The organism is Streptomyces sp. NPDC001380, assembly GCF_042895785.1.
GTDB lineage: Bacteria > Actinomycetota > Actinomycetes > Streptomycetales > Streptomycetaceae > Peterkaempfera.
Genome location: NZ_JBIAWP010000005.1, coordinates 173017 through 191897, shown reverse-complemented (window position 1 = coordinate 191897; position 18881 = coordinate 173017). Strand labels below are relative to the sequence as shown.

Genomic DNA, 18881 nt, shown 5'->3' with positions numbered 1-18881 from the left:
GGGGCGGCCGCCGTCATCGGCCGCCCGCCGCCGGACCCCGGGGGCCCCGCGGAGACCACGCCCGCGGGGCCCCCGCCCCCTCACCACCCTCTTCACGTGATTCGGAGCCGCGCCATGGGACGCCTCGCACAGACCGACGGCCTCACCGAGATCCAGCGGGACATCCTCGCCACGGTGCGGGACTTCGTCGACAAGGAGATCATCCCGGTCGCCACCGAGCTGGAGCACCGGGACGAGTACCCGGCCGAGATCGTCGAGGGCATGAAGCAGCTCGGCCTCTTCGGCCTCACCATCCCCGAGGAGTACGGGGGCCTCGGGGAGTCGCTGCTGACCTACGCCCTGGTGGTGGAGGAGATCGCCCGCGGCTGGATGTCGGTGTCCGGCATCGTCAACACCCACTTCATCGTCGCGCACATGATCAACGCGCACGGCACCCAGGAGCAGAAGGACCACTTCCTGCCCCGGATGGCGGCCGGCGAGGTCCGCGGCGCCTTCTCGATGTCGGAGCCGGGCCTGGGCTCGGACGTCTCCGCGATCCGGACGAAGGCGGTCAGGGACGGCGACGACTACGTCATCAACGGCCAGAAGATGTGGCTGACCAACGGCGGCACCTCCACCCTGGTCGCGGTGCTGTGCCGCAGCGACGAGGGCCACGACGCCCCGCACCGCAACATGACCACCTTCCTGATCGAGAAGGAGCCGGGCTTCGGCCCCAACCCCAAGGTCCCCGGCCTCACCGTGCCGGGCAAGATCGAGAAGATGGGCTACAAGGGCGTCGACACCACCGAGCTGGTGCTGGAGGACGTCCGCGTCCCCGCCGACCGGGTGCTCGGCGGGACCACCGGCCGCGGCTTCTACCAGATGATGGACGGCGTCGAGGTGGGCCGGGTCAACGTCGCCGCCCGCGGGTGCGGCGTGGCACGCCGCGCCTTCGAGCTGGGCATCCGGTACGCGCAGCAGCGCCACACCTTCGGCAAGCAGATCGCCCAGCACCAGGCGATCCAGTTCAAGCTGGCCGAGATGGCGACCAAGGTCGAGGCGGCCCACCAGATGATGGTGATGGCAGCCCGCAAGAAGGACTCCGGGGAGCGCAACGACCTGGAGGCCGGCATGGCGAAGTACCTGGCCTCCGAGTACTGCAAGGAGGTCGTGGAGGACGCCTTCCGCATCCACGGCGGCTACGGCTTCTCCAAGGAGTACGAGATCGAGCGGCTGTACCGGGAGGCCCCGATGCTGCTGATCGGTGAAGGCACTGCGGAGATCCAGAAGATGATCGTGGGCCGCCGGCTGCTGGAGGAGTACCGCATCGCCGACTGACACCCGGGCGGCCCCGGGCGCCGCAGGCGCGCCACCGGGGTGCCGCGGTCGGCGGTCGGCTGACCGCCGACCGGTCGAATTAAGCCTGATTGCGAAGATTTCCAGCCACCGGAAGAGCCGGCCGGGACGTGCGGGTCCCGGCCGGACGGCCCCCCTCCCGGCACCGGCGGGAGGGGGCCGCGGCGGCCGCAGGAGCGCACGTCGCACCGCCGGGGCTCCCGGCGCGGTGCCCGCGCCCTGCGGCCGCCGCCACACCCCCGCACACCCGCCGGAACACCCCTGAGACGCGCCTCACGCCCTTTCACCTCCCACTTGGGGAACCGGCGGGGCACCCGCTACGGTCGTACACAGAGCAGGGGTAGCGCAGCGAGGGGCAGGCGGGATCCGTATTCCGGCGCTTGCCCACCCACCACCTGCTGCCGATAGCATCCACCGGGACAGCTGCCGTCCCCCGTACCACTCGTCCCCGCGGTGCCCCCCGCGACAAAGGTCTTCGATGCCCTACAGCCCGTCCCCCCAGCCCTCCGCAGCGGACCGCGATGCCCACGGCTCCCCGGAGAACGCCCGGCGTCCCCGCGTGACCCTCGCGCGCGGCGCCTCGCCCTGGCTCCTCCCCACCGTGGCCTCCGCCGCCGCCACCGCCGCCCTCACCCGGCGCAGCGGCCGCTGGGCCCTGGCGGCGGTGCCGCTGTCCGCGCTGAGCGCGGGCATGCTGTGGTTCTTCCGCGACCCCGAGCGCGAGATCGGCGCCGGACGCGTGATCTCCCCTGCCGACGGCGTGGTGCAGTCCATCGACGCCTGGCCGGACGGCCGCACCCGCGTGGCGATCTTCATGAGCCCGCTCAACGTCCACGTGAACCGCGCCCCGCTGCCCGGCACGGTCACCTCCGTCGACCACGTCCCCGGCGGCTACGTGCCGGCGTTCAACAAGGACAGCGACCGCAACGAGCGCGTGGTGTGGCACTTCGACACCGAGCTCGGCGACATCGAGATGGTGCAGATCGCGGGCGCCGTCGCCCGCCGCATCGTCCCCTACCTGGAGCCCGGCGCCAAGGTCGAGCAGGGGGAGCGGGTCGGCCTGATCCGCTTCGGCTCGCGCGTCGACACGTACCTGCCGGCCGGCGTCGAGGTCGGCGTCGAGGTCGGCCAGAAGACGACTGCCGGGGTGACACGCCTTGACCGTGACTGATCCTGAGACACTGGGCCTGGAAGAGGACGCCGAGACGGCGATCCGCCGCCGCCGCTGGGCGCGCGACCGCGAACTGCGGGCGCCCCGCTCGCCGCAGACGCTCTCCACCGCGGACTTCCTCACGCTGGGCAACGCCGTCTGCGGCTTCCTGGCGATCTACTCCATGACCACCGGCGTGCTGATCCCGCACATCACCGGGGACGGCTCCGCGCCCACCAACCGGCACAGCGCCGCCATGGCGGTCACGCTGCTGCTGCTCGGCTCGATGTGCGACCTGTTCGACGGACTGGTCGCGCGGAAGCTGCGCAGCTCCGCGCTGGGCGCCGAGCTGGACAACCTCGCGGACCTCACCAGCTTCGGCATCGCGCCGGCGTACTTCGTCGCGGTGTGGGGCATGGTGTCGCCCGACGGCGACCAGCGGGTGTCGGCGTTCATCGCGCTGACCGTGCTGCTGGCCGTGGTGCTGCGCCTCGCCCGCTTCTCGGCGGTCAAGATGCGGCCGGGCGTCTTCCAGGGCATGCCGTGCCCGATGGGCGCCATGACGGTGATCGCCATCGTGCTGCTGGACCCGCCGTTCATCCCCGCGATGATCGCGATCTTCGGCGTGGCGTACCTCATGGTCAGCCGCATCGAGTACCCGAAGCCGCAGGGCCTGCTCGCCACCGCGACGCTCTGCTGGATCGTGGTCTCCATCGGCTGCCTGGGCGCCTGGGCGGCCGGGGTCCCCGGCGGCGACGTGCTGCTGCACGTGGGCGCCACCGCGCAGATCGGCCTGGCGGCCATGGCGCCGCTGCTGGTCATCCGCCGCAAGGTCAACCAGAAGGTGTGCGACGTGCGGGCCCGCCGCGCGGAGTCCCGCCTCGGCTGAGCACGGCAGACGCCCCGGAGGGGCCCGGTCCGCCGCGGACCGGGCCCCTCCGGCGTTCCCGGCCGGCGCCCCGGCTCAGACCCGGACCTCGTACACCAGGTTGGTCGGCGTCCCGGCGGCGCGCCGGAACCGGCGGAACCCGGCCTCCTCCGCGACCGCCCGGGTGGCCGTCTCGCCCGCCTGCGCACCCAGCGCCAGGCCGACCTCCTGGGCCTGCGACACCGGGGTGCAGATCAGCGTGGAGGCCGTGTACATGAGGCGGCCGAGCGGGTTCAGGTTCTCCTCCAGCGTGTCCTCCGCGTACGGCTCGACCAGCATCACCGTGCCGCCGGGGGCCAGCCGCCCCCGGGCGTGGCGCAGCGCGCCCACCGGGTCGCCCATGTCGTGCAGGCAGTCGAAGTACGCCACCAGGTCGTAGGGGCCGCCGTCGAAGTCCAGGGCCGCCGCCGGCCGGAAGGCGACCCGGTCGCCCAGGCCGGCCGCGGCGGCCTGCCTGCGGGCCTCGTCCACCGACGGGGCGTGGGAGTCGAACCCGGTGAGGCGGGCGGCGGGGAACGCCTGCGCCATGAGGAGCGTGGACAGGCCCAGGCCGCAGCCGACGTCGGCGACCGCGCCGCCCGCCTCCAGGCGCTCCACCACGCCCTCCAGGGCGGGCAGCCAGTCCTGCACGAGGTGCGCGGCGTACCCGGGCCGGAAGAACCGGGCGGTGCCCGCGAACAGGTCGGGGTGGTGCTCCCCCCAGTCGAGGCCGCGGCCGTCCCGGAAGGCCCGCTCCAGCAGCCCGCGGGTGTCGGGGCGCGCGGCGGCCGTCAGCAGCTGGAAGCCGCCGGCGACGAAGGCCGGCCCCTGCTCGTCGGCGAAGGCCGCCTCCTGCTCCGGGTCGAGCCGGAAGACGCCGCCGTCGTGCGCCACGTAGCCGCTCGCGGCCATCGCCGCGAGCCACTCCCGGACGTTCCGCTCCACCGTGCCGGTGCGCCGCGCCAGCTCCGCCGGGGTGGCGGGGCCGCCGTCGGCCAGGGCCCGGAAGAGGCCGAGCCGCTCCCCCAGCACCACCAGGGTCCCGGCGCCGACCGCGCCCAGGTCCGCGACCACCCTGCCGAGCAGCTCCTCCAGCCGGGCCTGGTCCACCGTGGTCATGTCGACAGTCATCCCGCACCTCCGCGTCGGTGCCCGGCCCCCTGTCCCCCTGGTGCCCGTCTCCCTGGTGCCCCTCTCCCCTGCCGGCTGTCCCCCGCCCCCAGCATCCCGCGGGGCGCGGACCCCCACAAGGCGGGAGGGGCGGCGCACCGGTCAGGGCGCGCGGAGGCCGTAGAGGCGCCGGGCGTTGCCCGCGGAGACCATCGCGGCCACCCGGTCGGCGTCGGCGGCGCACCAGGAGCCGTCCGCGGTCCAACCGTCCAGCAGGGACGCCAGCGCCCCGCGGAAGAGCGCGGCCCCGACCAGGTACAGCTCGGGCAGGCCGTAGGCGTCGGTGGAGAAGAGCACCTTGCCGAAGGGCACCGTCTCCAGGACCTCCGCCAGCACGGCGCCGGCCCGCGCGCCGGTGTGGGCGAGGGCGAGGCCGACGTCCGCGTACACGTGCGGGTACACCGCGGCCAGGTGCGCCGCCTGGCGGTGGTACGGGTAGGCGTGCAGCAGCACCAGCGGCACCCCGTACGGCTCGGCCGCCCGGACGAAGCCGGTGAGCAGCGACGGGTCGGCGCGGTGCAGGGTCAGGTCGGGGTCGCCGAAGCCGGTGTGCAGCTGGAGGGGCAGCCGCAGCTCGACCGCCGCCCACAGCAGGTGGCGCAGCAGGACGGGGTGGGTGAGCCGGGGCGGGCCGCCGTGCCGGTCCAGGCGGGCCAGCCACTCCCCCGCGGCGCGGGCCGTCTCGGCGGCGGACGGCGGACGGGGGTCGACGTCGAGGCCGTGGCGGTAGGCGAGGACGGACTTCACGGCCACCGCGTCGCGGTCGCGGACCGCCTCGGCGAGGGCACGGACGCAGTCGTCCGGGTAGGAGCGGGCGGAGACCCGCCCGGCGGCCACGCGCTCCGCGACGGACTCCAGCCGCACCACCTCGCGGACGGCGGCGCCGGCCGCCGCCGCGAGGTCGGGCAGCGGCAGCAGCGGCCCGGCGCCGGGGATGGCCTCCAGCCCGGTGTCGACCAGCAGGGCCTCCAGGCCGGCGGCGCGCAGCAGGCGGCGGACGGCCTCGGGCGCGCCCAGGTCGCGGCGGCGGGCCAGGTACTCCCCGGGCGGGCAGTGCGGCTCCAGGCCGAGGACGGGGGCGCAGTGGCGGCGGACGGCGAAGCCGAGCTGGCTGTCGAGGAAGGAGGTGCCGGGGGCGGCCGGGCGGTCGGACTCGGTGATCAGCGCGGCGAAGGCGCCCGCGTCGAGGTCGCGGCCGAGCACGCTGTGGCAGTGGTGGTCGACGAGGGCGTGCCCGGCGGCGGCCACCGGTCAGTACCGCCAGCGGGTGGCGGCGGCGACCTGCTCGGGGGCGGCGCCGGCGAAGAGGCGGGCCTCGGCCTGCCGGACCGCGCGGAAGGTGTCGTGCAGGACCTCGCCCATGGCCTCCCGCAGCACGGCGGAGTCCTCGAAGCGGGCGAGCGCCTCGGCCGCGGTCTGCGGCAGGCGTTCGGGGGCCGGTCCGGCCCCCGGTTCCGGCGGTGCGGCCGGGTCGCCGCGGACCTCCGGCGGCAGGGTGAGCCCGGCATCGGCCCCGGCGAGGCCGGCGGCGACCACCGCGCCGACCGCGAGGTAGGGGTTGGCCGAGCCGTCGAAGCACTTCACCTCGGCGTTGGCCGCCTCCGCCTCCTCGCCCGCCGAGCCGGTGACCAGGCGCAGCGCGGCCTCGCGGTTCTCCCGGCCCCAGCAGCGGTAGGCGCCCGCCCAGCGGTCGGGGACCAGCCGCAGCGGGCTCGCCGGGCCGGGTGCGCCGACCGCGGTGAGGGCGGGCAGCTCGGCGAGGACCCCGGCGAGGAACGCCTCCCCCTCGGCGGTGAGCCCGTACGGCCCGGGGCCGCCGTGGCAGAGGTTCACGCCGCCGCGCCAGGGCGAGAGGTGCAGGTGGCCGCCGTTGCCGACCCGGCCGGCCTCCACCGCGGGGGCGAAGGAGACCCGCAGGCCGTGCCGGGCGGAGACGGCCCGCACGGTCTGCCGGACCAGCACGCAGGTGTCGGCGGCGGCCACCGGGTCCTCCGCGGCCACCGACAGCTCGTACTGGCCGGCGGCGTACTCGGGGTGGAGCTGGTGGACGGCGACGCCCTGCTCGTCCAGGGCCCGCAGCAGGTCCCGCAGGCAGTCGGAGAGGCCGATGACCCGGTCCATGCCGTAGGCGGCGCCGGGGACGGGGGGCACCGGGTCCTCGTCGGGCGCGCCGGCGAGGGCGGCGACCCACTCGACCTCGAAGGCGCAGCGGAGCTCCAGGCCGCGGGCCCGTGCCCGCTCCGCCATGCGGCGGGCGAAGAGGCGCTGGCAGCCGGGGTGCGGGGTGCCGTCCTGGTCGTACCGGTCGACGGGCGCCCAGGCCCAGCCGGGCTGGGCGGCGAGCGGCACGGCGCGGTCGAGGTCGGGGAGGAGCCGCAGGTCGCCGACGGGGCCGCCGAGGAAGCGCCCCGAGGTGGCGGAGTCGTCGACGAGGAAGACGTCGAAGACCGGGGAGGCGCCGACGCCCCAGGCGGCCGCGTGCTCCAGCCGGAGGGTGGGGACGCCCTTGACCCGGGTGACACCCGCGTTGTCGACCCAGGTCAGCAGCACCCCGCCGGCACCCTCGGCGTGCAGCCGCGCGGCGGTCTGCCGCGCCTCCTCGGCCCGGGCGGCCCGGTCGCGCGGGCGGAGCTCCTCGTCCACGGCATCCATGGCACCCGGTGTCCCTTCGCCGGTTCGGGGGTCCCTGCCATGGTTTCCCGCCGGGCCGGGTTCCGGAACCCGCCCAGCGGGTGATCACGCGGAACGGCGGGTGCGGCCGTCGGGGCCCCGGCAGGCCGGCCCCTGACGGACGGGGCCCCGGCGGACGGGACCAGCGAGGGACGGGACCGCGGACCGGCGGGGTGCGGCTGCGCGGGGCCGGCGCGCGGCCGGGCGGCCCCGGCGGGCACCGCGGGGGCGGCCGGGCCGGGCGGACCTGCCCGGCCCGGCCGCCGGGCGGTCCCGGCGGTCGGTTGTCCCGGGCGGTCCGGGCGCCCCGGGCGGCCTGGGGGGTCCGGGCGGTCAGGCGCCGCCGTCGTGCACGCTGAAGGCGGAGCGGCGGGCGGCGCGGGCGACCGCCGGGTCGGGGTGGGTGGCGGCGACGGCGGTCAGCACCGACGCGGCCCGCGGGTGCCCGGACTGGCGGGCCCGGGCGAAGAGCCGCACCGGGTCGCCGGCCGCGGCGGCCTCCACGTGCCCGGCGAGCAGCGCCGTGTCGGCGTGGTCCAGCACGGCAGCGCCGGTGTCCACCCACAGCCAGGCGGCGTCCTCGCGGCTGAGCACGTCGGCGGGGACCACGCCGCCCTCGTCCGACTGCTCGGCGAGCCACAGCAGGGCGTACGGGCGCAGCACCGGCTCCTCCGCGGCGGCCCGCACGGCCTGCTCGGCGGTGCCGCCCGCCACCCGCAGCGCCTCGAAGGCGAGGCCGCGCAGCAGGGCGTCGTCGCCGCGGGCGGCCTCCAGCAGCTCGGAGACGGCACGGTCGGCGGGACGGGCCGCGACCCAGGCCCGGTACTCGGCGCGGGCCGGGCCGGGCGAGTAGCGGGAGCAGGCGGTGAGGAGCTCCCGGGCGCTCTGCTCGATGTGCCCGGCGGCGGTCTGCGCGACCGTGCAGATCTCCTCCAGCTTCGCCCGCACGGCCCAGTGGCCGAGCGGGGAGAGCCGCACGGACGGCTCGTCGGCGCCGGGTTCGCGGACGACCGCGCCGACCGCGAGCAGCCCGTCGAGCATCCACTCCAGGACGGCGGCGACGTCGGACGGCGCGGGGGGCGGGCTGTCGGCCTCCGGACCGTCGGCGGTGCGCGGCCCGCTGCCGCGCACGGCGGAGACGGCGGAGGCGGCGTGCGGCACCGGGGAGAGGGCGGCCAGGCCGGCGCCGGCGCCGTGGCGGCGCTCGTCCAGGCCCCGGCGCAGCAGCTCCATGAGCTCGCCGTCGGGCACCGGCCCGTCCACCAGGTGGAGGAAGGAGAGCAGCTGCGGCGCCTGGTCGACGGCCTGCCCGGCGAGGACCGCGAAGACGCCGCGCAGGGCGGCGGGCGGCACCGGGGCCAGCAGGGTCCAGGCGTCGAAGAGCGCGGCCCAGCCGCGGACCACGGCCTCGTCGTCGTGCTCCCAGGCGTGGAGGCGCCAGCCGGGGCCGGCGCCGCCGTCGCGGAGTTCGACGAGGCCGGTGAGCAGGGCCTGGCCCCAGGCCTTGGCGGCGGCGCCGACGGTCATCGCCAGGGCGCGGCCGGCGGCGCGGGCGTCCTCGGGCAGCAGCTCGCCGCGCTTGCCGACGCGGCCCGGCTCGCCGGCCCAGCGGGCGACGCGGACGGCGTCGGCCAGTATCCGGCGGGCCAGGGGGGCGAGTTCGGCGGGCACCGGGAAGCCCTCGGGGACGGGGGCGCGGGTGCGGCCCCCGGGGCGGCGGGCGGGGGCCTGGCGCCCGGGCCGGTCCGGGGGTCCGGCGACGGGGCGGCGGGGCCCGGCGGCGCCGGGGAGGCGGGTGACGGTGGCGCCGGTGCGGCGTCCGGGGGCGGACGCGCCGGGGCGCCCGGCGGGGGCGGGGGACGCGGCCGGCCGGGCCGGTCCGTCGCCGGCCGCACCGGGGCGGACGGCGGCCCGGTCGCCGGCGGCCGGTCCCCCCGCGGGTTCCGCGGCGGGGCGTTCGGGCCGGCGTGCTGGGGGAAGCGAAGCATCACGGTCGCGCGGGTTCCGAGACGTCACGCCGTGCAGTCTTCCCCGTGGACACGCCTTCTGTCACATCGCCCGCGTCGCACCGCCGCCGGGGGGCGGTGTCCCGATGGGCAAAGGATGACGTACAGGGACATATCAACCACTCCTGGGCGGTGTCGCGCCTGCGGACGGCCCGGCCGGGCGGACCGTGCGGGCAGGACGGGCGGGCCGGACGGGCAGATCCGGCGGACGGGGGAACCGTACGGGCGCGCGGGACGGGCCGGGCCGCCGCTACACGAGCGGGGTGAGGAACCGGCGCAGGGCCTCCTCGTACCCGCGCGGGTCGGCGTTCCACAGGACGGCGTGCTCGGCGCCCGGCACGGTGTGCAGGGTGACCAGGTCATCGCGGGCGTCGGCCAGCCGCTGGGCGGCCCGCAGCGGCGCCGCGGTGTCGTCCGGGCCGTGCAGGACCAGGGCGGGCACCTCCAGGCCCTCGCCGCGGCCCAGCCGGGCGAACGCGTCGAGGTCCACGCCCGAGCGCCCGGCGGCGGCGCGCACGCCGAGCTCGGCGAGGGGCGAGGGCACGCCGCGCCGGACGGCCTGGCCGCGGACGGTGGCGTGCCAGTCCAGGACCGGGGAGTCGAGGACCAGGCCGCGCACCGCGTCGCGCCAGGAGGAGCGGTCCGCCGCCTGCAGGCACATGGTGGCGCCGAGCGACCAGCCGTAGAGCAGGACGTGGGCGGCACCGGCCTGCAGGGCCAGCCGGATGGCCGCCTCCACGTCGCGCCACTCGGTCTCGCCGAAGTGCCCGATGCCGTCGGGCGAGCGCGGGGCGCCCTCGTCGTTGCGGTAGGTGACCGCGAGCACCGGGAGCTTGAAGGAGTGCAGCAGCGGCAGGACGGGCAGCACCTGCTGCCGGTCGGCGCCGGGGCCGTGCACGGCGACCACCCACAGGTCGCGCACGCCGGGCAGGTACCAGGCGGGCATCGGGCCCAGCTCGCCGCGCACCCACGCCTCGGTGAAGTCCAGGCCGAGGGCGGTGCGGGGGTCTCCGGTGAGGACCCGCGGGGTGAGGGCGACGCGCTCGCCCGGGACGGGCGGGGTGCCGTCGACCCGCTCCAGGCGGCGCACGACCGTCTGCGGGGTGGTCTCCAGCACCTCCCCGACCACGGCGTGGCCGCCCGGCCACTCCAGGCCGTACGTGCCCCGCCGGGCGGTCTCGGTCGCGCGGGTCAGCGCCACCCGGCCGGCCGCGGTGGAGTGCACCCGCAGCCCCCCGGTCCCGGCGCCCGGCCCGCGGGGGCGGACCGCCAGGTCGGACACCACGCGCCCGGCGGCCAGCGCGGCCGCTCCGGCGCCCACCGCGGTGGCGGCCGCCACGGCCGCCAGGGTTCCCCATCGCATGTCGCTCCCCGGTCTCGTGCCTCGCCGACTCCTCTTGTCGTCAGTCCACTACCCGCGGCGGGGCCCGGCCATCGGTGCGGGTTCTTCCGGACGAACGGCGGGCCGGGGCGGGAGGCCTGCGGGCGGCGGGCGGAAAGCGGGCGGGCGGCGGGCGGCGGGCGGCGGGCGGCGGGCGGCGGGCGGCGGGCGGCGGGCGGCGGGCGGCGGGCGGCGGGCGGCGGGCGGCGGGCGGCGGGCCGACGGTGTGCAGGGCGCGCTCCCGCATGCCTGCCACTGTGTCCGTTGTCCGGCCCCCGGGGCGGGGATAGCCTCCCGGCACCGGCGCGCACGGACGCGCGGCGGGCACGCAGGCAGCTCGAGGCAAGGCAGGTACCCGTGGTCCCCACCGGCTCCGGTCCGCTCCGCAACGGCGGGGTCTCCTTCTGGTACTCCGCGGCCGGGCTCCCCGAGCCGCGGCCCGCCCTGCCGGGCCCGGCCGACGCCGACGTCTGCGTGGTCGGCGGCGGCTTCACCGGGCTGTGGACGGCGTACTACCTCAAGAAGGCCGACCCCGGGCTGCGGATCACCGTGCTGGAGCGCCGCTTCTGCGGATACGGCGCCTCCGGCCGCAACGGCGGCTGGCTGTACAACGGCTTCGCCGGCCGCGGCGCCTTCGCACGCCGGTACGGGCACGAGCGGGCGCAGGCCATGCAGCGGGCCATGGACGGGACCGTGCGGGAGGTCGTCCGGGCCGCCGCCGCGGAGGGCATCGACGCGGACGTGGCCGAGGGCGGCGTCCTGGAGGTGGCCCGCACCCCGGCGCAGCTGGCCCGGCTGGCGGCCCTCGTCGAGGAGGAGCGGGCCTTCGGGGACACGGAGCGGCTGCTCCTCACCGCGGAGGCGACGGCGGCCCGGATCCGCGTGGCGGGCACGCTCGGCGGCACCTGGACGCCGCACGGCGCCCGGATCCAGCCCGCCAAGCTCGTCCGGGGGCTGGCGGCGGCCGTGGAGGCGCTGGGCGTGCGGATCCACGAGGGGACGCCGGTGACGGGGATCCGGCCCGCGGCGGGCGGCGCCCCGGCCCGGGCGGTCACCCCGCACGGGACGGTGTCGGCGCGGTTCGTGCTGCGGGCCACCGAGGGCTTCACGGCCGGGCTGCACGGCGAGCGGCGCACCTGGCTGCCCATGAACTCCGCCATGGTCGCCACCGAGCCGCTCCCCGCCTCGTTCTGGGCGGAGGTCGGCTGGGAGGGCCGCGAGACCCTGGGCGACCTCGCCCACGCCTACATGTACGCGCAGCGCACGGCGGACGACCGGATCGCGCTCGGCGGGCGCGGCGTGCCGTACCGGTTCGGCTCCCGCACGGACGCCGACGGCGGCACGCAGGAGCGGACCGTGCGGCAGCTCCGCCGGATCCTGGCCCGGTTCTTCCCCGCGGCGGCGGACGCCCGGATCGAGCAGGCGTGGGCGGGCGTGCTGGGGGTGCCGCGCGACTGGTGCTCGACGGTGGAGCTGGACCGCGCCTCCGGCCTCGGCTGGGCCGGCGGGTACGTCGGCAGCGGCGTCGCCACCGCCAACCTGGCCGGGCGCACCCTGCGCGACCTGGTCCTGGGCGAGGACACCGAGCTGACCCGGCTGCCCTGGGTCGGCCACACCGTGCGCCGCTGGGAGCCCGAGCCGCTGCGCTGGCTGGGCGTGCACGGCCTGTACGCCGCGTACCACGCCGCCGACCGGCAGGAGGCCGACGGCCGGCCCTCGACCTCGCCGCTGGCCCGCGCCGCCGACCTGGTCGCCGGGCGGCGCTGAGGCGGGCGGCACGGAGGCGGGCGGCACTGAGGCGGGCGGCACCGGGGGCGGGCGGCACCGGGGGCGGGCGGCACGGAGGCGGGCGGCACTGAGGCGGGCGGCACCGGGGGCCGGGACCGTCCGCGCCGGGTCGGGCCGTCCGGGCGGGGTCAGGCCGTCCGGGCGGGCCCGGTGAGGACGACGCCGTCGAGGTCGGCGACGTAGCGGGGGCCGAAGGCGGTGGAGGGGGTGTGGGCGCCCGGCTTCACCTCGTCGGCGAGGAGGCGGGCCACGGCGCGCACGACGCTGTCGGCGGTGAGGTCGTAGGGGTCCGGGCAGGTCAGTGCGGCGGTGGCGGACGCGCCGGAGGGTGCGGTGGCCCGCGCCCACACCTCGGCGCGGGCCCCGGCGCGGCGGGCGGCGTCCGCGCCGGGGACCAGCCGGTCGATCACCCGTCCGGCGGCGCGGCGGACGGCGGGGCGGCGCAGCAGCGGCCCGGCGAGGGCCTGGAGGCCGCGCACGGCGGCGCCGCCGGGCAGGACGGTGTAGGTGGTGACGCCGGGGACACCGGTGGAGTGGTACGCGGTGGAGACGTCGCCCCAGGGGATGGAGGTGACGGTGCGCGGGCCGGAGGGGAAGCCGGCGCTCAGGGTGCGCCAGCCGGCCGGTACGGGCACGATGCGGCCGCCCACGCGGGCGCGGCCGCCGAGGGCGAGGCCCTCCAGGGCGGTCTTGGCGGTGCCGGGGCTGAGGTTGCGGCCGGGCATGATGGCGAGGTCCAGGCGGTCGGCGCCCGGGACCTCGGCGGCGACCAGGGCGGCGAGGCAGTCGGTGGGCACCACGTCGAAGCCGGCGCCGGGCAGCAGAACCGTTCCTGCAGCGCGGGCCTCGGCGTCGCGGGCGTGGATCCGCTCGAAGACGTCGATCTCGCCGGTGATGTCCAGGTAGTGGGTGCCGGTCGCCAGGCAGGCGTCGACCATGGGCGCGGCGGTCGTGGAGAACGGCCCGGCGCAGTGGGCGACCGCGCCGACGCCGTGGAGGGCGGCGCGCACGGCCCCGGCGTCGGCGAGGTCGAAGGCCCGGTGCTCCAGGCCGAGTTCGGCGGCGAGGGCGGCGACGGGGGCCGCGGACCGCCCGGCGAGGACCGGGCGCTGCCCGCGGGCGGCGGCGAGGTGCGCGATGAGGCGGCCGGTGTAGCCGTTGGCCCCGTACAGCATCCAGGTCGTGTCCATGCCGCACAGCATGCCGGGCGGCGGTCCGCCCGGCCACCCCGGGGGACGGCGCGGGACGGAACGGGGCCGGGGCTCCTCCGCCGGGTCCGGACGGGTCCGGACGGGTCCGGACACGGCGGTCCCGCCGGGCGGGGGCCGGTGCCGGCCCGCCCGGCGGGAGTCGGTGGCCCGCGCGGTGCGCTCCCGGTGCCGCCCCGGCGTCACGCCGCGGGCGGCACCGGCGGCGTCACGCCGTCGGGCGCCGCGCGGCCTCGCGGGGGAACTTCCGGGTGTCGCGCGGCTCGACGTACGGCTCCTCGTCCACCGGCAGGCCGCCCAGCACGGCGCGCTGCCGCGCCGTCTCGGCGTCGAACTCCAGGCCCAGCAGGATCGCCAGGTTGGAGATCCACAGCCACACCAGGAAGACGATCACACCGGCCAGGGTGCCGTAGGTCTTGTTGTACGAGCCGAAGTTGGCGACGTACAGCGCGAAGCCCGCCGAGGCCAGCAGCCACAGCGCCACCGCGATGAAGCCGCCGGGCGAGATCCAGCGGAAGCCCGGCTGCCGGGCGTTGGGGGCGGCCCAGTACAGCAGGGCCACCATCAGCACGACCAGCAGCACCAGCACCGGCCACTTGGCGATCGACCAGGCGGTGACGCCGGCCGAGCCGATGCCGAGCGCCTGGCCCGCCCGGTCCGCCAGCGAGCCGGTGAAGACGACGATGACCGCGCTCACGCAGAGCATCACCATGAGGACGAAGGTGACCGCGAGGCGGATCGGGAGGATCTTCCAGACCGGTCGGCCCTCGGGGATGTCGTAGACCGCGTTGGACGCGCGGATGAAGGCGGCGACGTAGCCGGAGGCCGACCAGAAGGCTCCGGCCAGGCCGACGACCGCGAGCACGCCGCCGGTCCCGGCGGTGCCGCCCAGCTGCGTGACGGCGTTCCTCAGGATGTCGCGGGCGGCGCCGGGGGCCAGCTGCTGGACGTTGTCCAGGATGCTCCGGGTCGCGGACTCGCCGACCACCCCGAGCAGCGACACCAGCACCAGCAGGCCGGGGAAGACCGCGAGGACGCCGTAGTAGGTGAGGGCGGCGGCGCGGTCGGCCAGCTCGTCCTCGGTGAACTCCTTGAGGGTGCGCCGCATCACGGCCCACCAGGAGCGGGCGCGCAGGGCGGTCAGCTCGTCGGGTGCCGCCTCCTGCACGGCCGGGGACGGGCCGACCCGGGGCACGTCCTCCTCCTGCCGCTCCGTGGGGCCGGGCCGGGCGCCGCGGGCCTCGTCCGCGGAGGAGCGCCCCGTCCGGGCCTTGTCCGTCCGGGCCTTGTCCGTACGCGACGGGCCGAGGCCGGCCCCGTCCGTCCCGTCCGTCCCGTCCGTCCCGCCCGCGCCGTCCGTCCCGGCCGCACCGACCGGGTGTCCGCCTGCACGCCCTCTGCCCCCCACGCCCTCGTCCGGGGTCGCCGCCATGCCCTCACTCCTCCGCTCGATCGGTCGGGTCGTCCCCCGGGTACGCCCTCCGGCCCGTCCACCGGGGCACGCCCGCGTGCAGGGCCCTCACGGGCCCGCCGCTCAGTCCCCCGGCCAGCTGCCGGTGACCCGGCTCCAGCCCTCGGCGCCGCCGCGCTCGACGACGGCCCGCACGAGGCCGAAGACGGCCCCCTGGAGCGCCGCGGCGAGCAGCACCTCGCCCCAGCCGCGGTCGCGCTGCAGCGGCTGGGGGGCCTCGTCGCCGGACCCCACCCGCCCCCAGATCCGGCTGAACACCGCCGTCGCCAGGGCGCCGCCGGCCATGCCGACCACGACGCCGACCGGCTTGTAGACCACCTTCGCCTTGTTCACCGCATCCACTCCTCGCTTCCGTCCCCCGCCCCGCTCGCCTGCCCCCGCCTCCCGCCCGGCGAAACCCCGGACCCCGGGGCGGGGCGCCCGGCGGGACCCGCCGTCCGGAGGGGTTTGCGGGGGCGGCGGGCGGCAAGCCGCAGAGAAGGCCGCGCTGCGGGGCGTGGGGCTCCCGGAGCGGCCGACGGCCGACGGCGGCGCAGGTACGCGGCGGCCGTACGCTCCCCGAGCCCAGGCGGTACCCATGATCATCATCCTCGGACTGCTCGTCCCTCCCCTGCTGATGCTCCTTCTGCTGGGCATGTCCTGGCTCGAGGACCGGACGTTCGCCCCCGCCGCCGGCGCGCCGCGCGAGGCGGCGCCCGCCGGCGGCCCGTCCTCCGTCGAGGCGCCCTCCCTCAGGACCTCCTCCGTCGAGGCCCCCTCCGTCCGGGCGCCCGAGCCGGTGCGCACGGCGGCCTCGGCGGATTCGGCGCGGCCCGCCGGGCGGCCGGTGCTCCGCGCCGTCCCCGGGCCGCTGCCCGGCCCGGCGACCGCCCGGCAGGCCGCCTGACCCTCCCTCACCCGGACCCCGCACGGCGCGGCGCCCCACCACGGGCCCGGCCGCAGCGTGCGACCCGCCCCTCCCCCGGGCCGTGTTGACGCTGCGACCGGGCCCGTGGTGGGATCCTTGCGCCACCAACGGAGGCATGGAGAGGAAGCCGGTGCGAATCCGGCGCGGTCCCGCCACTGTCACCGGGGAGCGCCCTCGACCGATGGCCACGGCAGCCGGGAACGGCCGCTGGAAGGCCCGGGGGTGCGTCGATCCGGGAGCCAGGAGACTCTCGCCCCCGTCTCGTCGACCCGGGGCGCGGACCCCGAGTGAGGACACGCACGCCATGCAGTCAGCTCCCCCGCCCCTCCCCCCGAAGCCGACCTCCGCGCGCCTCGGCTGACCGGGGTGCGCCCGCACACCGCCTGGGCGGTGGGCGCGGCCGCCGGGTACGCCGCGGACGCGCTGCTCGCCGACCCCCGCCGCGGCCATCCCGTCGCCGCCTTCGGCTCGGCCGCCGCAGCCCTGGAGCGCCGCCTGTGGCGCGACCACCGGGGCGCCGGCACCGTCTTCACCGCCCTGTGCACCGGGGCGGTCGCCGCCGGGGCCGCCGCCGCCGACCGCGCCCTGGGCCCCCGCCCGGCGGGCCGGGCGCTGCTGGCCGCCGCCGCGACCTGGACCGTGCTGGGAGGCGCCTCCCTGGTCCGCGAGGCCCGCACGGTGGCCGCCGCCCTGGAGGCCGGCGACCTCGCGGCCGCCCGGGCCCGGCTGCCGCACCTGTGCGGTCGCGACCCGCGGCACCTGGACCGCGACCAGCTGGCCCGCGCCGTGGTGGAGTCGGTCGCCGAGAACACCGCGGACGCCGTCGTCAACGCGCTCGTCTGGGGCGCGCTGGCGGGCACCCCCGGCCTGCTGGCCTTCCGCGCGGTCAACACCCTGGACGCCATGGTCGGCCACCGCTCACCGCGCCACCTGCGCTTCGGCTGGGCCTCCGCCCGCCTCGACGACGCCGCCGGGTGGCCCGGCGCGCGGCTGACCGCGCTGCTGGCGGTCGCCGCGGCGCCGCAGCCGCGCCGGGCGTGGCGGGTGTGGCGGCGCGACGGCTCGGCGCACCCGAGCCCCAACGCGGGCCAGGCCGAGGCCGCGTTCGCGGGCGCGCTCGGGGTGCGGCTCGGCGGCACCCTCGCGTACGGGAGCCGGGTGGAGCACCGCCCGGTGCTCGGCGCGGAGCTGCGGCCGCCGGCGCCCGCCGACGTCGAACGGGCCTGCCGCCTGTCGCGCCGGGTGGGGCTGCTGGCCCTGGGCACGGTCGCCGCCGCCCGGTGGACGGCGGGGGCGCTCGCGGGGAGGCGGGCGTGAGCGGGGCGCTGCTGGTCGCGGGGACGGCCTCCGACGCGGGCAAGAGCGTGGTGACGGCCGGGATCTGCCGCTGGCTGGTCCGGCAGGGGGTGCGGGTGGCGCCGTTCAAGGCGCAGAACATGTCGCTGAACTCCTTCGTGACCGCCGACGGCGCCGAGATCGGCCGCGCCCAGGCGATGCAGGCCGCCGCCGCCCGGGTGGAGCCCGAGGCGGCGATGAACCCGGTGCTGCTCAAACCCGGCGGCGACGGCCGCAGCCAGGTGGTGCTGCTGGGCCGCCCGGTCGCCGAGGTGGGCGCGCTGGACTACCGGGAGCGCAAGCCGCTGCTGCTGGAGCAGGCCCTGGCGTGCCTGGCCGACCTGCGGCGCCGCTTCGACGTGGTCGTCTGCGAGGGGGCCGGCTCCCCTGCCGAGGTCAACCTGCGCGACCGCGACATCGCCAACATGGGCCTGGCCACCGCCGCCGGGCTGCCGGTGGTGGTCGTCGGCGACATCGACCGCGGCGGGGTCTTCGCCTCCCTGTACGGGACGCTGGCGCTGCTCTCCGCCGAGGACCAGCGGCACGTGGCGGGCTGGATCGTCAACCGGTTCCGCGGCGACGTCCGCCTGCTGCAGCCGGGGCTGGAGATGCTGGAAGGGCTGACGTCCCGTCCGGTCCTCGGCGTGCTGCCGATGCTGTCCGGCCTGCACCTGGACGCCGAGGACTCCCTCGACCTGGAGCGGGCCGCCGACCGCGGCGCCGTCGGCACCCCCGGCCCGTACGGGGCGGAGGTGCTGCGGGTCGCCGTGGTGCGCCTGCCGCGGCTGTCGAACTTCACCGACCTGGACGCGCTGGCGCAGGAGCCCGGCGTGCTGGTGCGCTGGGCGTCACGGCCGGAGGAGGTGGCCGACGCGGACCTGGTGGTGCTGCCCGGCACCCGGGCGACGGTGGCCGACCTGGCCTGGCTGCGCGAGCGGGGCCTGGCCGGCGCCGTCGCGGAGCGGGCGCGGTCCGGGCTGCCCGTGCTGGGCGTCTGCGGCGGCTTCCAGATGCTGGGGCGGCTGATCACGGACACGGTGGAGTCGCGGGCCGGGGAGGTGCCGGGGCTGGGGCTGCTGCCGGCGCGGGTGGCGTTCGCCCGGGAGAAGACGCTGGGCCGGCCGGTCGGCGAGGCGTACGGGGAGCGGGTGGAGGCGTACGAGATCCACCACGGCGTGGTCGCGGTGGAGGGCGGCGAGCCGTTCCTCGACGGCTGCCGGGCCGGGTCGGTGTGGGGGACGACCTGGCACGGCGCACTGGAGAACGACGGCTTCCGCCGCGCCTTCCTGCGGGACGTGGCGCGCATGGCGGGCCGCGCCTTCACCCCCGCCCCGGACACCTGCTTCGCCGCCGCCCGCGAGGCGCGGCTGGACCGGCTCGGCGACCTGGTCGAGGAGCACGCCGACACGGACGCGCTGTGGCGGATCGTCGAGGAGGGGCTGCCCGCCGTGGCGCCGCCCTTCGTGCCGCCGGGCGCCCCGTGAGCACCGGGCCCGACCGCCCCGCCCCCGCCGCCGGCCACGGCGGCACCGCCCGCACCGCCCGCACCGCCG

15 protein-coding genes and 1 riboswitch are annotated in these 18881 nt (G+C 78.1%); of the genes, 7 read left to right on the top strand and 8 right to left on the bottom strand.

Annotation, left to right across the window (positions count from 1 at the left end):
• Positions 1-114 precede the first annotated feature (114 nt).
• The 3 genes from ACFY07_RS08950 to ACFY07_RS08940 all read left to right on the top strand — a co-directional run bounded on the left by ACFY07_RS08950 (position 115) and on the right by ACFY07_RS08940 (position 3374).
• Entirely contained in the window at positions 115-1317 is a 1203-nt protein-coding gene (locus tag ACFY07_RS08950; protein ID WP_390868040.1) for an acyl-CoA dehydrogenase family protein, read from the top strand.
• Between the two features lie 496 nt (positions 1318-1813).
• Positions 1814-2506, top strand: coding sequence for a phosphatidylserine decarboxylase (locus tag ACFY07_RS08945; protein WP_390868039.1), 693 nt, complete (start codon positions 1814-1816; stop codon positions 2504-2506).
• Complete coding sequence (locus ACFY07_RS08940) at positions 2493-3374, top strand: phosphatidylcholine/phosphatidylserine synthase (protein ID WP_374228156.1); 882 nt, start codon at positions 2493-2495, stop codon at positions 3372-3374. Before ACFY07_RS08945 ends, ACFY07_RS08940 begins: the two co-directional genes overlap by 14 nt.
• 75 nt (positions 3375-3449) lie before the next feature.
• Here ACFY07_RS08940 and ACFY07_RS08935 read toward each other — a convergent pair whose 3' ends face one another.
• The 5 genes from ACFY07_RS08935 to ACFY07_RS08915 form a co-directional block, all read right to left on the bottom strand.
• Positions 3450-4523, bottom strand: coding sequence for a methyltransferase (locus ACFY07_RS08935; protein ID WP_390868038.1), 1074 nt, complete (start codon positions 4521-4523; stop codon positions 3450-3452).
• Between the two features lie 141 nt (positions 4524-4664).
• Positions 4665-5810: an amidohydrolase family protein gene (locus ACFY07_RS08930; protein WP_390868037.1), complete on the bottom strand. Its 1146-nt coding sequence runs from the start codon at positions 5808-5810 to the stop codon at positions 4665-4667.
• 3 nt (positions 5811-5813) lie between these two features.
• Positions 5814-7214, bottom strand: coding sequence for a glutamine synthetase (locus tag ACFY07_RS08925; protein ID WP_390868036.1), 1401 nt, complete (start codon positions 7212-7214; stop codon positions 5814-5816).
• Between the two features lie 351 nt (positions 7215-7565).
• Positions 7566-8903: a hypothetical protein gene (locus tag ACFY07_RS08920; protein ID WP_390868035.1), complete on the bottom strand. Its 1338-nt coding sequence runs from the start codon at positions 8901-8903 to the stop codon at positions 7566-7568.
• A 585-nt stretch (positions 8904-9488) separates the two neighbouring features.
• On the bottom strand, positions 9489-10601 hold the full coding sequence (locus ACFY07_RS08915) for an alpha/beta hydrolase (protein WP_390868034.1): 1113 nt from the start codon (positions 10599-10601) through the stop codon (positions 9489-9491).
• Between the two features lie 375 nt (positions 10602-10976).
• Here ACFY07_RS08915 and ACFY07_RS08910 point away from each other — a divergent pair, with 375 nt between their 5' ends.
• A complete protein-coding gene (locus ACFY07_RS08910; RefSeq protein WP_390868033.1) occupies positions 10977-12386 on the top strand; it encodes an NAD(P)/FAD-dependent oxidoreductase in 1410 nt (469 codons plus the stop codon).
• A gap of 149 nt (positions 12387-12535) precedes the next feature.
• On the opposite strand, the gene ACFY07_RS08905 is transcribed toward ACFY07_RS08910, so the two are convergent.
• From ACFY07_RS08905 to ACFY07_RS08895, 3 genes are all read right to left on the bottom strand, one after another.
• A complete protein-coding gene (locus ACFY07_RS08905; RefSeq protein WP_390868032.1) occupies positions 12536-13597 on the bottom strand; it encodes a saccharopine dehydrogenase family protein in 1062 nt (353 codons plus the stop codon).
• A gap of 226 nt (positions 13598-13823) precedes the next feature.
• Positions 13824-15047, bottom strand: coding sequence for a YihY/virulence factor BrkB family protein (locus ACFY07_RS08900; protein ID WP_390868031.1), 1224 nt, complete (start codon positions 15045-15047; stop codon positions 13824-13826).
• A 102-nt stretch (positions 15048-15149) separates the two neighbouring features.
• Positions 15150-15419: a DUF4235 domain-containing protein gene (locus tag ACFY07_RS08895; protein ID WP_390868030.1), complete on the bottom strand. Its 270-nt coding sequence runs from the start codon at positions 15417-15419 to the stop codon at positions 15150-15152.
• Between the two features lie 244 nt (positions 15420-15663).
• Between ACFY07_RS08895 and ACFY07_RS08890 the strand changes: the two genes are divergently transcribed.
• The 3 genes from ACFY07_RS08890 (at position 15664) to ACFY07_RS08880 (ending at position 18812) form a co-directional block, all read left to right on the top strand.
• Positions 15664-15972 (top strand): hypothetical protein, encoded by a 309-nt coding sequence (locus ACFY07_RS08890; RefSeq protein WP_390868029.1) that lies wholly within the window; start codon positions 15664-15666, stop codon positions 15970-15972.
• A 140-nt stretch (positions 15973-16112) separates the two neighbouring features.
• Positions 16113-16243: riboswitch (cobalamin riboswitch) on the top strand.
• A gap of 116 nt (positions 16244-16359) precedes the next feature.
• Entirely contained in the window at positions 16360-17310 is a 951-nt protein-coding gene (locus ACFY07_RS08885; RefSeq protein ID WP_390868028.1) for a cobalamin biosynthesis protein, read from the top strand.
• Complete coding sequence (locus ACFY07_RS08880; RefSeq protein ID WP_390868027.1) at positions 17307-18812, top strand: cobyric acid synthase; 1506 nt, start codon at positions 17307-17309, stop codon at positions 18810-18812. Before ACFY07_RS08885 ends, ACFY07_RS08880 begins: the two co-directional genes overlap by 4 nt.
• Positions 18813-18881 lie beyond the last annotated feature (69 nt).

Coding starts and splice junctions, on each gene's coding strand:
- ACFY07_RS08945 (WP_390868039.1), top strand. CDS start 1,814: ATGCCCTACAGCCCGTCCCCCCAGCCCTCCGCAGCGGACCGCGATGCC.
- ACFY07_RS08890 (WP_390868029.1), top strand. CDS start 15,664: ATGATCATCATCCTCGGACTGCTCGTCCCTCCCCTGCTGATGCTCCTT.
- ACFY07_RS08935 (WP_390868038.1), bottom strand. CDS start 4,523: ATGACTGTCGACATGACCACGGTGGACCAGGCCCGGCTGGAGGAGCTG.
- ACFY07_RS08905 (WP_390868032.1), bottom strand. CDS start 13,597: ATGGACACGACCTGGATGCTGTACGGGGCCAACGGCTACACCGGCCGC.
- ACFY07_RS08925 (WP_390868036.1), bottom strand. CDS start 7,214: ATGGATGCCGTGGACGAGGAGCTCCGCCCGCGCGACCGGGCCGCCCGG.
- ACFY07_RS08900 (WP_390868031.1), bottom strand. CDS start 15,047: ATGGCGGCGACCCCGGACGAGGGCGTGGGGGGCAGAGGGCGTGCAGGC.
- ACFY07_RS08915 (WP_390868034.1), bottom strand. CDS start 10,601: ATGCGATGGGGAACCCTGGCGGCCGTGGCGGCCGCCACCGCGGTGGGC.
- ACFY07_RS08950 (WP_390868040.1), top strand. CDS start 115: ATGGGACGCCTCGCACAGACCGACGGCCTCACCGAGATCCAGCGGGAC.